An 11,938-nucleotide genomic window follows, 5' to 3' on the forward strand; every position below is an offset into this window, starting at 1 on the left:
CGAAGTCCGGATATGCCCCAATATATATAATAATATATTAATAATAAATTTTTTAATCTGCGCGTTATTGCCTGTCAATTGCAATAAGCTATCCAATAAGAAACTCCTGGTTATTGCCGTTTTTTTGTCAGGTTTAATTAACGGCAATGCAATAAAATACAATTTCTGACATAATAATTAACTCTTACGCTTTATTGTTTATTATACTTCGTTCTATTTATTACTAATCTAATTATAATTATACTATATAAATACCTCTTGTCAAATACAAAAATTCTTATATTTTCTATATAAACCTATGCTTTTCTGATTTTTCGTAAACCAAATCCTATCTTTTTGTTTCCATAGGTAAAACTGCTGCATTTTTTAACACTTTTGCCATTTCTTTCATTTTAGTATTGTTTTTTACACTACTTTCATATATAATTTCAATATTATTTAACGGAGGATAGCATTATGCCGTCAGGATTCATCAAAAGGTTTTGGTCAAAAATACTGGCCGGTTTAATTGTAATTTTGCCTGCTTTCCTTACTGTTTATATCACTTATTTCCTTCTAAACAAGCTGGATTCAATTTTAGGCCCTCTTCTTACCAAATATATCGGAATATCTATCCCGGGACTTGGCCTTATAGCGCTTATCCTTCTATTGTGGATAACCGGCCTTTTTGCCACGCATTATCTGGGTAAAAAAATGGTTCAAATATACGAAACGGTTATATCAAGAATACCTGTATTAAAACAGATTTTCGGCGGCATTAAACAGATAAGCGATACACTGTTTGCCGGCAAAAGACGCTCTTTCAGGCAGGCCGCCCTTGTTCAGTATCCTTATTATGGTTTTTATGCTATTGGTTTTATAACTTCACAGGATGAAGTTACACTTGTTAATTCAAAAAATAAAGGCTCTTTTATACACGTTTTTATACCCACCACACCAAACCCCACTTCCGGTTTTCTAATACTTGTGCCGCCAAAAAATATCGTGCTTCTTGACACTCCGGTTGAAGACGCTTTAAAAACTGTTATCTCTCTGGGTATGATTCATCCCGAAAAATATACAATTAAAAAAGTCACCAAAAAGTCCCGTAAAAAGGATAAAAAATGACAGAATTAAAAAAAGGCTGGCTGGAACGCCGCGAATACGAGCGGGTAAAAGACATCCTTAAAGTTTCATATTATCGCACCGCGGAAGAATCTCCGGAACTATCGGACGATTACAGGGACACCACGGTTGAAAAATTACAGATGGTACAGGGCAACAGGCTTATCACTTCAATGACAGATGATGTAAGCCGGGGCGGACTTGCCATAATCACAGATGAACCGCTTGCGCAGGGCGATAAACTTATAATAGACCTTTACATACCTCAAGCTTCAAGCCCCGTAAAACTGTTGGCAGAAGTTATGCGCCTTGAAGGGCTTAAGGGTAATGACACAAAGAAAGCCGGCCTAAAAATAATATCAATCAGCAAAAATGATTTAAAGCGCCTGGAATCTCACCTTTCAGGGCTGAATAAAAATAAATAAGGAGGAATTATATATGGCAGAGCGTTATGTCCACCTTGACGGAAATCTTTATTATGATTCAAAAGATAAAGTGATAGTAAAAAACATGGGAAACAGATACGTATATGTGCGCCACGACCGCAGGACAAAAAGTAAAGAGCTTCCCCAAAAAGAATTAAAACGCGAAAGCGATAATACAAACAAAAACCTTATCCGCATTTCAGACGGAATCTATTTTGACAAAGTGCTTATTCAGATATATAGAATGATAAACGGCAAACTTGTGCTTTATTCAAAAGACAGAAGAAAAGAAGCCAAGGCCGTGCCGGCGGACAGAAGAAAGAAGAAGTGACAAGTGACGGGTTACAAGTGACAAGTAACAGGTGACAGGTTACAGGTTACAGGTTACAGGTGACAGGTTACAAGTGACAGGTTACAAGTGACAGGTTACAAGTGACAAGTTACAAGTGACAAGTAACAGGTTACAGGTTACACGCTTTGAGTTGTAACTTGTCAGTTGTCATTTGTAACTTGTAATCATTCCATGAACAACGGAATTGCCTTCTGGTCTCCCTGCGATATTTTTATCACCACGTCCGCGGACCTTGATACCGCGTCATTTTCATCAGTGACCACAATTACAGCTTTGTAATCCCCTTCATTAAAAGGCATTCCATCCCTGTCAAGCCCGTCCCAGATAAGCGTTTCATCGGGCCTGCCTGCGCCTTCCCAGCTTTTAACAACTTTTCCTTTATTGTCTTTTATTTCAACCTTCCACTTAAATATTTCATATTTTGTCATGGCCGTAACTTTTATGTACGTCTTTCTGTTGCCCCCGATAGGAGAAAAAACAGCAGGTTCCGGGGCAAGTTTTAATTCATAACCGCCGAAACTGTACGACAGCGCCACCCTGTGATTAAGAGATAATTCCGTGTATGCGGCGCCATAATCAATTCCAAAACCCTCGTGCTTAAAACCAAATCCCGCGTTAATTTCATTCACGTCGCCTATTGAAGCCGCGCCCGCCCTTAAATAAAGCGGCTGCATCACCTTATATTCCGCGCCCGCGCAGACAACAAAAGGCCCGCCCGCGAATGCTTTTTCGGCGTCAGTGTTCACTTTTAGCGTGCCGTCAAGAAACATAAAAGATAACCCAAGCCTTACAGCAGCCGGAAGCATCTCTTCAGAAAAATCATATTTAATGCCCGCGGGAATCACGTTCTTTCCTGTCAGCGACGCCCTTCCCCATTCAAAACTTTTGGAAAATGACACGTCTGAATTAAAACCCATATAATTTTTTCCGCCGATTCCGCGCACTATCGCCTTAAGCGCCAGGCCTCCCTGCACTCCTGCAAAAAGGTTGCGTCCATACGCGCCCGTCAGCATAAAATCATTCATGACTTCATTACCTTGCACATTTCCTTCTTCAGATACCACTTCATATTCGCCGTAATACATATTTCTTATCGAAACCCCAAGCCCGCCCATTTTTCCTATAGGCCCGGAAAAACCCAAAGCATTAAAAGCGGCTCCGCCGTATAACATTTCATGGGACGCTTCTAACTGATTTGAAGTTATTGAATCAAGCATAGCCGGGCTCCAGAAAGAAGCCGAAGGGTCGGCGGAATCGGCAGAAGCGGCCCCGCCCATTGACAGCGCCCTTACACCCGCGCCGTGATTTATTACCTCCACCGGCAATCCGGAAATTCCGCAGAATGCCGCCGTGTTAAGCATGAAAAATATCGCTGTAAATAATTTTACTTTCATATACCACCCTCTATTCATCGCTATTTTATAAAACAGCACTATAATTTAAAGCTTTGGAAGGCTTTCAAAACCTTTATCAATATCAGACTGCGGCAAAGGCACATCTTTCATCTTTTTTGTAAGATACGCTTCATAAGCGGCAAAATCAAAATTACCGTGCCCGCTTAAATTAAACAGAATTACTCTTTTTTCGCCTTTTGCTTTGGCATCAAGGGCTTCATTAATTGCCACCCTTATCGCGTGCGTGCTTTCAGGTGCAGGTATTATCCCCTCTGTCTTCGCAAACTGTATTGCCGCGTCAAAACACTCTGTCTGATTATTTGCCACAGCTTCAATAACACCATTTTTAAGAAGATTTGAAACAAGCGGCGAAGCTCCGTGATATCTTAATCCGCCCGCGTGAATTCCCGACGGCATAAATTTATGCCCAAGAGTGTACATCATAAGAAGCGGCGTCATTTCGCCTGTATCGCCAAAATCATACGCGTTTCTTCCCTTTGTAAGCGTAGGACAGGCCGCGGGTTCAGCCGCTATAAGCCTTATATTTTTCTTATTGCCTTTCATCTTGTCATAAGCAAACGGGAAAGCGGTTCCCGCGAAATTGCTTCCGCCGCCATGGCACGCAATAACCACATCCGGATAATCGCCTGCCATCTCCATCTGTTTCTTTGCTTCAAGGCCTATTACCGTCTGATGCAGCGCCACATGGTTTAAAACGCTTCCCAGCGCGTATTTGGTGTGCGGATCTTTTGCAGCCACTTCAACAGCTTCGGATATCGCGATTCCAAGAGAACCCAGAGAATCAGGATTCTGCTCAAGAATTTTTTTACCTATTTCCGTATGCTTTGTCGGTGAAGGGTATACTTTTGCGCCCCATGTTTCCATCATTAATTTTCTGTAAGGTTTAGCGTCGTAACTTACCCTTACCATATATACTTCAACTTCAATGCCCATCATTGCTCCGGCAAGTGATAAAGCGGAACCCCACTGCCCTGCTCCGGTTTCTGTCGATAGTTTTTTAACGCCCTCTTTTTTATTGTAATAAGCCTGCGCTATGGCTGTGTTTGACTTATGGCTTCCCGCGGGAGATACACCTTCATATTTGTAATAAATTCTTGCAGGAGTATCCAGCAGCTTTTCCAGACCTCTTGCCCTGATCAGCGGCGACGGCCTCCACAACTTAAGAATATCTATCACTTCACCCGGAATATCTATCCACTGTTTGGGTGACATTTCCTGTTCTATTAAAGCCATCGGAAAAATTGGAGCAAGATCTTCCGGCCCAAGCGGTTTTCCCGTTCCCGGATTAAGCGGCGGGTCAAGAGGAGTGGGAAGATCCGGAATAATATTGTACCACGCGCTTGGTATATCCTTTTCCTGAAGAATAAATTTTCTTGTGTCTGACATGATGCCCTCCTTAAAATTATTGTTCCAAATAATATAACACTTTTTTCATTAAAAAAAAACTTGAAAATAAACCCAAAAAGCTTTATTACGTGTTTTTTTTACTTTCTGACGTAAAACCTCTCTTTAAGTTGACAAAGTCTGCCATTTAATATAGTATGTTTTCAGGACTGGCCGGAGTGGTGAAACGGTAGACACAGGAGACTCAAAATCTCCCGTCCGCAAGGTCATGTCGGTTCAAGTCCGACCTCCGGCACCAATTAATGCATAAAATAAACAAACCAAAAGGTGGCACGATGAAAAAAGACGAAAGAGAAGCAAGGAAGCACCCCAGGTTCACCAAGATTCTGAACATTTCGGCTGTCCTTGACCGTTTTCCCGATGATATTACCGGTGAAAAATCAAAGCTAAAACAGGGAGAATCTTTCCGCGCCACCACCATTAACGTAAGCGAAGAAGGAATGCTGATCAACTGCGATTTTCTGCTTCCGGAACGCACCACCCTTAAACTGGAAATACACGAAAACGCCATAGCGGAAGACAAATTTAACCTTCTGGTACGCATTGAATGGACCAAGCGCAACGCTTATAAGATATTCGGAAGGTATTCAGCAGGGCTTCATATACTTGAAGGCGAAAAAAAGCACATAGAAAAATTAATAGAACATTTTAACGAAAATTAAAATATGTTTTCACGCAGATTCCTGCCTGCCGCTTTTTTTGCGGCAGTATTTTTAGTTGTATTTTATCTTTTATTAACCACCACACCGCCCGCGGTATTTTCAGGCGATTCAGGCGAAACTATAACAGCAAGCGTTACGCTTGGCATACAACACCCCCCGGGATATCCCGTGTTCTCGCTTCTTGGAAAAATATTTTCCTTTATTCCGGTTGCAGACCACTCCTTCCGCATTTATCTTCTGTCAATAACCCTTTCTTTAATTTGCGGCCTTCTTATCATTATTCTGTTTAACACCCTTTTGCGCGCTATGAATTTACCCGCTTATACGCCGCTTCCCGCGGCCGCTTGCGCCGTGTTTTTTATGACGGGCTTTTCAATCTGGGACCAGTCCATAACCGCCAAAGGCGGAATTTACCTTCTTAACATAGCCTTCACTCTGGGACTTTTAATCACAGCTTTTAATTGTTCTTTTACCTCCGTGCCGGGACAAAAAATCAAAACGCTAAGGCTGTTTTTCCTGATTTACGGTTTAAGCATGGGAAACCACCATATGTCGCAGATTATTATGTTTCCTGTTTATCTCTATATTATTTTAAGCCCGGGACTTAAAGAATTACTGCGCCCAACAAATATTATATCTTTAATACTTTTGTTTGCCGCGGGTTTTTCAATTTATCTTTACCTTCCAATACGGGCGCACAGCGCTGTGCTGAACTGGGGCGACCCTTCAAATCTTGAAAATTTCATGCAGGTCTTTTCCAGATATCAGTATGTCAGGGCTGAAATTGCCAAAAGCATAAACGCGCCTTTAATGCAGGCCGGAAAATTCTTTTCCTCCCTCGCGCGCGAACATTCCTTTGCCGGGCTTGCGCTGGCATTATCAGGCATAATATTCGCCTTTATTAAAAATAGAAAAACCGGAATCATCCTTGTGCTTATACCTTTTATATTTCTTGCTGTCACATCTTTTTATCTTAACCTTCCAAAAGAAAGGCTTTATATAATGGAAACTTACATCACGCCCGTTTATCTTTCTTTGGCTCTGTGTATGGCGATTGGACTTTACTCTTTAATGGCTTTTATAAAGAATAAAAAAACCTCGCGCATCGCCGCCGTTATATTATTCGCGGCGCTTTTTGCCCGCGATACAATTACCGCGTACCCGCTTTTAAACAGGTCCGCATATTTTTTTTCCAGGGATTTTAATTTAAACCTGCTGTCTTCCGTGGAAAAAAATTCACTTCTGTTTGTCACCGGTGACGGCGTTGTTTTTCCGTTATGGTACCTGAAATACGTAAAAAAAATACGTACTGACGTGGTAATAATAGGTTCTGCCGTGCTGCCTATGCAATGGGTTCGTGATTCCATTAAAAAACAGGACCCTTCGGTAAAGGTACCGGTAATAAAAGAAAAAAAGATAGGCACGGAATCCACCGGTTACATCATAAACGCGCTTATAAAAATGAATCTATCTTCCAGAAATATCTATTTTTCATATAACAAGCCTGAAGAAAACGCGCTTAACGGCGGATTTGAACTTATGCCCAAAGGAATGGCGTGGCGGGTTATGCCTTCAGATTACGCCTTTATAAGCGACATGTACACGGTGTCGCTGCGCAACATGTGGAAATATTATAATTACAGAAATACGCTTGGTACATACACCGGGGCTTTCACGCAGCCCAACGAATCGCTTTACCTGAAAGATTTTGCCACATCATCAAATTCAGCGGGCGTATTTTTTGAAGACAAAGGCTATAACGATTTGTCCCTGCAGTACTTTACACTTGCATTTCAGCTGCAGCCGGAAAACTGTGAATTTATTTATAACATGGGCAACGCGCGGTTTAACCTGGGGGATTTTAAAACTGCCGAAGAAAACTATTTAAAGAGCCTTCAGCTGGACCCAGAATATGTTTCATCATGGCACAACCTGGGGGTGGTTTATTACAAAACCGGCAGGTATTCAGAAGCGCTTCAGGCATTCAGAAAAATCAAGGAAATTGACCCTTCCAGGGCGGATCTTAACAGCATTATTGCTGTGCTGGAAAAAATTCCCGCTCCGCCGAAAAACTAATCACTTCTTCTGTCCACCACAAATTCGCTTTTTGGAAATTTCTGCGCGTATGATTTTAATTCCTGCGCTATATCCGCCACTTCGGCGTAATGAGTAAGTTTTCTTCTTATGTTCCATACCACTGAAACCGACAGAATCATAACCGCAGTCCTTATTTCTTCGCCGCGCCTGGTGTAGTTTACTATATAGCCTTTGTCGCGGTCTTCTTTTTCATAATGCTGCTCTATAAGAAGGTCAAACGACTTGATAAGTTCCGAACATACTTTATTGTATTTTTCATGCGATGTTATTATGACAAAATTATCCCCGCCTATATGCCCGGCAATGTCTTCTTTGTCCCCGTTTTCCTTTACGACATCGTGAATAAGGCTGGCAAGAAATTTTATAACCGCGTCGCCTTTTTCATATCCGTAGCGTTTATTGTAATATTTAAAATCTTTCATATCCACGTAACATACCGCAATCTTATAGTCTTCATCCAGCCTTCTTTCAATTTCCTGGCGGATGTACAGCGAATCCGGCAGGCCGGATAAAGGGTGAAGCTTACCCGCTTTCTTTGCCCTTTCATATATCTGTGAATCAAGGGCTATATTCAGGTCAAATACGTCAGGAGAATCAACCTTTTCTTTTAAAAGTTCATCCTGAAGAAACTTGGAAGAAGTAATAAGGTCATTTATCCTTAAATTGTACTTTTCAAGAATTTCTTTTATGGCAATAATTTTCTTTATCATGGGCTTGCTGAATTTTCTGTGCCCGGAAGGCAGCCTTACGGGTTTTATAAGCCCAAGGCTCTCCCAATATCTAAGTGTCCTTTCAGAAAGCCCGCTTAATTTAGCTCCCGCGCCTATACCTATAAGTTTTTCTTTCATAGTTGTTTTCCCTTCCCTTAAGTTATTGTAAATTTGTAGTTAACGATTTTAGTATATCAGCGCACAGATATTTTGTCAAGTATTGCATTTAGGTTATTTGTTTTGTCAGGGTTTACATTAATAACCTAAATTCCGGTATTGAATATTTCATTTATACGTTTCAGCTGACATCTTACTTAAAAGATTTGTATTTATTTTTGTATTTATATCCGCTTAAACTAATAATACAATGCTGTTTATAAATGCACTATTGACTTTTAACCTTCAATGTTATTTAATTATATTTATAAGTACTTAACGCATGATTTAAAAAATAAGAGGTGAACGTTATGGCAAAAGCACGCCCTGTAAAAAAAAGCATTAAAACAACCGCCCCTGACACCGAAATAAAAAATAAAACCGGTATCAACAAAAGCCTTATTACAGCTGCTGTAATTATCGCGGTTGCCATTACAGCCGGTATTGCAGCCACGCTTATGCGAAGCAAGAATCTTTCAAGCCGGCCGGCTGTAACTTCAAACGCGCAGGGCAGCATTACAATAAATGACCCGGCTACAAATCAGTCTTTTCAGCTGAACATTGAACCCGCTTCCGCTTCCGCCGAACCTGCCGGAGTACAGAACACAATGCCCTCCGCAAAAGCTGATTTCAGTTATCTTCTTAAGAACGCGGCTTCCAAAACAGAGATATTAAAAATAGGGCTTGATGAAGCCAAATACCTTTACGACAACGGCAAAGCTGTTTTTATTGATTCCAGATCTTACGGCGAATATGAACAGGCGCATATAAAAGGGGCAATTTCAATACCCGTAGGCACCGCGGTTCAGGACATCGAGAAAAATAAAACAGTTTTAAGCCAGAAAGGCAAAGTGCTTATCACCTACTGCCACGGTATCGGATGCCGCCTTTCAGACAAGACCGCTTATATGCTTTATGACGCCGGCTACAAAAACGTTGTAATCTTCTTTGGAGGCTGGAATTCATGGTCAGAAGCAAATTACCCCGAGTACAAAAAAGCACAATAAAAAGACAGCCTGAAAAATACAAAATACCTTCAGCATCCGCATTAATTAAAACGCAGGATTTACTTATTAAGCTTTTTTCCAATAATGCTGTTTTGATTACATTCAAAATACTTATAGGCCTTGTATTTATACTTTCCAGCGTGACCAAAGTATTTGACCCCGAAGAATTCTCCAAAGCTATCGGGTCTTATAAAATGCTCCCTGAAACAGTACTGTTCCCGCTTGCCGTTGTAATCCCCTGGCTTCAGCTTATATGCGGTATACTGCTGCTGGCCGATGTTTACGCCAAAAGTTCCGCTTTTATACTAAGCGGGCTTCTTGTAGTTTACACAATTGCCATAACACAGGCGTGGCTGCGCGGCTTTGACATGGAATGCGGATGTTTTGACCTTATGATAGGGCTGCCGGATAAAGTGGGCATATTCGCGATAATACGCGACCTTGTGCTGCTTGGGATGACAGGCTGTATTTTTCTGTTTGATAAGGACGGGCTTTCTTTTTACGGTTTATTCAAAAACAAGAAGGAAATTTAATATCTTAAATTTTTTCCACCAGATTGTGCCCGTAAACGGCTTTCATTATTCTTTTATCGATTGACCCCGTAAGTTTTTCAAATCTGCGTATCAGGCAAGATTTATTCCCCCATTTTTCTTCCAGTTTTTGAATATTCTCTTTTTCAAAACCATCGCCTTCATTTTCCTTTATATCCTTAATTGTCCTGCTGCCAAAGTGATGTATAAATGAAGATCCTGTAATATACGATTCAAAACCGCATTTTTTAAGCCTCAGGAAAAAATCCATATCTTCCCCTATGCCTATGCCAAATTCTTCTGAAAACAATCCCACTTTTTCAAACCTGTCAGAAGCTATAAGCATACACCAGCCGGAAAACCACTTTCTGCTGACATTTTTCATCCGGGCAGTATACGATTCTGCATAAGCCTGAAATTCATAATCAAGCGCGCCTTCCCTTGTGCCGGGGCTCACAATTCCCGCGTTATTTTTTCTTAAATAAAAATCCGCCAGCGATGACAGCCATCCCTTTCCGGCAACAATATCATTATTTATTATACATACCATCCGGCCTGATGCCGCCCTTACCCCCTGGTTCCACGCTTTTGCAACGCCCATATTTTTCCCGTTTTCAATGAACTTTATTTTCTGTTTTTTAAGATACTCCACAGTACCGTCAGAAGAGCCGTTATCAACGGCAATTATTTCATACGCAATATCATCAGTGTTGGCTTTAATGGAGGCGAAGCATTTTTTTGTGTATTTTATCTGATTTAACAAAGGCACAACAATTGAAATTTTCATTTTATTACTTTCTTTAACCCCTTTATCATTTTGCGGTGAAAGCCGGCATCAACCGCAGCCACTACGTCATACCCGGTCACAAGCTCAAGCCCTTTTAATTTTAGCGGCCTGCCGTAAGGGTCGGTAATTATAAGCAGGCCGTATTTCTGCGCGATAAAATATGGCGCAAAATTTTCCAGTGAAAGTTTTCCGCGCACATCAATAAACACCCCGTAGTGCCCCATTAATATCTGAAGCATTTCGCCAATCGTGGCGCCAAGCGACCTGATACTTTCAAAACCATCGGTGAATTTTAAAAGCGCCTGCCCGTCTTTAAAGGTATTATTGGACATTACAAGAAGCGCTGAATTCCGTACCGGCACGGATGTTTTTTTTATACCTGCTTTTTTGCCGTTTATTACCGCTTTTTTTTTATCCGCGTAAAAATAATCTCCGGTAAAATAATTCCCGGCAAAGGACATAACAGGTTCATAATTACTGTCAAAAACAGCAATCCCCACACAGACAAAACCCACCGAGTTCATGTAATTATCCGACCCGTCCACCGGGTCTATGATTATGTAGTGCATATCGGTCCGGGAGGAATGATTTATTACAAACGGTTCCGCTATTTCTTCGGATATTACAGTGGCTTTAACTTTTATATTTTTCTTTAAAAAATCAATTATCTGTTTTTCGCAATAAACATCAAAAAACTTGGTGGTCTGCCCTTTAGAATTCTTACCGACGGCTTTTGATGAAATACCTTTTTTTACCCGCGCGGATAACCGGTTGAAAAAACTAACAAGCTTTTTTTCCATAACAGCTTACTTCTTATAAATGGTTATTTCATTCATAAATACGGCAGCGTACCAGTCCGGCGGGCTTGGAAAACCGCCGTAAACTACCGCCGTCTGAGGCCCAATTTCAAATGATTCAGTTGTAAGAACTCCGTCTGTCCCCGTCACAAAATACTGTCCCCAGGCATTTACCGATACAGTCTTACTTTCCTTTACTTTAATTACCCTGCTGTTAGCATCGGTAATTTCACTGTCAGACAGGGCATTTTCGGTTGGAAAAAACGATAGCGAGTCCGTACCATCCGCTTCTACTGTAATGCCTATATATTGATTTCCCGTAGGAACTATTCCTGAATGATTATATACCGTAAAATTAACATCCTGTCCGCATCCGGCCAGTATAACCATTACTGCCGCTGCCGCAGTTAAAAAGAGGACTTTTTTCATATTTCCCTCCATAATTTGTATTTATTTATTACACTATAAACCAAATAAACCTTGTTTTCAAGA

13 protein-coding genes and 1 tRNA gene are annotated in these 11,938 nt (G+C 41.0%); 8 read left to right on the plus strand and 6 right to left on the minus strand.

Features of this window, described 5'->3' with window-relative positions; translation table 11 throughout:
- Nucleotides 1-456 precede the first annotated feature (456 nt).
- From JXR81_07860 to JXR81_07870, 3 genes are read left to right on the plus strand one after another with little or no spacing between them, the layout of a single operon-like run.
- Nucleotides 457-1,107, plus strand: a complete 651-nt coding sequence (locus JXR81_07860; GenBank protein MBN2754766.1) for a DUF502 domain-containing protein — start codon at nt 457-459, stop codon at nt 1,105-1,107.
- The gene (locus JXR81_07865) at nt 1,104-1,529 is read left to right on the plus strand and encodes a PilZ domain-containing protein (GenBank protein ID MBN2754767.1); all 426 of its coding nucleotides are present in this window, start codon (nt 1,104-1,106) and stop codon (nt 1,527-1,529) included. Before JXR81_07860 ends, JXR81_07865 begins: the two co-directional genes overlap by 4 nt.
- Before the next feature lie 13 nt (nt 1,530-1,542).
- The gene (locus JXR81_07870) at nt 1,543-1,860 is read left to right on the plus strand and encodes a hypothetical protein (protein ID MBN2754768.1); all 318 of its coding nucleotides are present in this window, start codon (nt 1,543-1,545) and stop codon (nt 1,858-1,860) included.
- A 185-nt stretch (nt 1,861-2,045) separates the two neighbouring features.
- Here the strand turns inward: JXR81_07870 and JXR81_07875 are convergent, their stop codons facing one another.
- The gene (locus JXR81_07875) at nt 2,046-3,275 is read right to left on the minus strand and encodes a hypothetical protein (protein ID MBN2754769.1); all 1,230 of its coding nucleotides are present in this window, start codon (nt 3,273-3,275) and stop codon (nt 2,046-2,048) included.
- Nucleotides 3,276-3,320: 45 nt separating this feature from the next.
- Entirely contained in the window at nt 3,321-4,682 is a 1,362-nt protein-coding gene (locus tag JXR81_07880; GenBank protein MBN2754770.1) for a TrpB-like pyridoxal phosphate-dependent enzyme, read from the minus strand.
- Nucleotides 4,683-4,852: 170 nt separating this feature from the next.
- On the opposite strand from JXR81_07880, the gene JXR81_07885 reads away from it, so the two are divergent.
- The 3 genes from JXR81_07885 (at nt 4,853) to JXR81_07895 (ending at nt 7,438) form a co-directional block, all read left to right on the plus strand.
- Nucleotides 4,853-4,938 (plus strand) — tRNA-Leu (locus JXR81_07885).
- A 37-nt stretch (nt 4,939-4,975) separates the two neighbouring features.
- Nucleotides 4,976-5,362 (plus strand): PilZ domain-containing protein, encoded by a 387-nt coding sequence (locus tag JXR81_07890; GenBank protein ID MBN2754771.1) that lies wholly within the window; start codon nt 4,976-4,978, stop codon nt 5,360-5,362.
- A 3-nt stretch (nt 5,363-5,365) separates the two neighbouring features.
- Entirely contained in the window at nt 5,366-7,438 is a 2,073-nt protein-coding gene (locus JXR81_07895) for a DUF2723 domain-containing protein (protein ID MBN2754772.1), read from the plus strand.
- Here JXR81_07895 and JXR81_07900 read toward each other — a convergent pair.
- Nucleotides 7,435-8,307 carry a diguanylate cyclase gene (locus JXR81_07900; protein ID MBN2754773.1) on the minus strand — a complete coding sequence of 291 codons (873 nt, stop codon included), beginning with the start codon at nt 8,305-8,307 and terminating at the stop codon, nt 7,435-7,437. The genes JXR81_07895 and JXR81_07900 overlap by 4 nt on opposite strands.
- Nucleotides 8,308-8,636: 329 nt before the next feature.
- Between JXR81_07900 and JXR81_07905 the strand changes: the two genes are divergently transcribed.
- Together JXR81_07905 and JXR81_07910 are read left to right on the plus strand one after the other, a co-directional pair.
- A complete protein-coding gene (locus JXR81_07905) occupies nt 8,637-9,332 on the plus strand; it encodes a rhodanese-like domain-containing protein (GenBank protein MBN2754774.1) in 696 nt (231 codons plus the stop codon).
- A 92-nt stretch (nt 9,333-9,424) separates the two neighbouring features.
- Nucleotides 9,425-9,865: a DoxX family membrane protein gene (locus JXR81_07910; protein MBN2754775.1), complete on the plus strand. Its 441-nt coding sequence runs from the start codon at nt 9,425-9,427 to the stop codon at nt 9,863-9,865.
- A 4-nt stretch (nt 9,866-9,869) separates the two neighbouring features.
- Here the strand turns inward: JXR81_07910 and JXR81_07915 are convergent, their stop codons facing one another.
- Genes JXR81_07915 through JXR81_07925 form a run of 3 tightly spaced genes read right to left on the minus strand, consistent with a single transcriptional unit; the run spans nt 9,870 to nt 11,875 of the window.
- Complete coding sequence (locus tag JXR81_07915; GenBank protein MBN2754776.1) at nt 9,870-10,649, minus strand: glycosyltransferase family 2 protein; 780 nt, start codon at nt 10,647-10,649, stop codon at nt 9,870-9,872.
- On the minus strand, nt 10,646-11,449 hold the full coding sequence (locus JXR81_07920; GenBank protein ID MBN2754777.1) for a hypothetical protein: 804 nt from the start codon (nt 11,447-11,449) through the stop codon (nt 10,646-10,648). The genes JXR81_07915 and JXR81_07920 overlap by 4 nt, the downstream gene beginning before the upstream one ends.
- Before the next feature lie 6 nt (nt 11,450-11,455).
- Complete coding sequence (locus tag JXR81_07925; GenBank protein ID MBN2754778.1) at nt 11,456-11,875, minus strand: hypothetical protein; 420 nt, start codon at nt 11,873-11,875, stop codon at nt 11,456-11,458.
- Between the last annotated feature and the right edge of the window lie 63 nt (nt 11,876-11,938).

The organism is Candidatus Goldiibacteriota bacterium (genome assembly GCA_016937715.1).
GTDB lineage: Bacteria > Oederibacteriota > PGYV01 > PGYV01 > PGYV01 > PGYV01.

Coding starts and splice junctions, on each gene's coding strand:
- JXR81_07860 (MBN2754766.1), top strand. CDS start 457: ATGCCGTCAGGATTCATCAAAAGGTTTTGGTCAAAAATACTGGCCGGT.
- JXR81_07865 (MBN2754767.1), top strand. CDS start 1,104: ATGACAGAATTAAAAAAAGGCTGGCTGGAACGCCGCGAATACGAGCGG.
- JXR81_07870 (MBN2754768.1), top strand. CDS start 1,543: ATGGCAGAGCGTTATGTCCACCTTGACGGAAATCTTTATTATGATTCA.
- JXR81_07875 (MBN2754769.1), bottom strand. CDS start 3,275: ATGAAAGTAAAATTATTTACAGCGATATTTTTCATGCTTAACACGGCG.
- JXR81_07880 (MBN2754770.1), bottom strand. CDS start 4,682: ATGTCAGACACAAGAAAATTTATTCTTCAGGAAAAGGATATACCAAGC.
- JXR81_07890 (MBN2754771.1), top strand. CDS start 4,976: ATGAAAAAAGACGAAAGAGAAGCAAGGAAGCACCCCAGGTTCACCAAG.
- JXR81_07895 (MBN2754772.1), top strand. CDS start 5,366: ATGTTTTCACGCAGATTCCTGCCTGCCGCTTTTTTTGCGGCAGTATTT.
- JXR81_07900 (MBN2754773.1), bottom strand. CDS start 8,307: ATGAAAGAAAAACTTATAGGTATAGGCGCGGGAGCTAAATTAAGCGGG.
- JXR81_07905 (MBN2754774.1), top strand. CDS start 8,637: ATGGCAAAAGCACGCCCTGTAAAAAAAAGCATTAAAACAACCGCCCCT.
- JXR81_07915 (MBN2754776.1), bottom strand. CDS start 10,649: ATGAAAATTTCAATTGTTGTGCCTTTGTTAAATCAGATAAAATACACA.
- JXR81_07920 (MBN2754777.1), bottom strand. CDS start 11,449: ATGGAAAAAAAGCTTGTTAGTTTTTTCAACCGGTTATCCGCGCGGGTA.
- JXR81_07925 (MBN2754778.1), bottom strand. CDS start 11,875: ATGAAAAAAGTCCTCTTTTTAACTGCGGCAGCGGCAGTAATGGTTATA.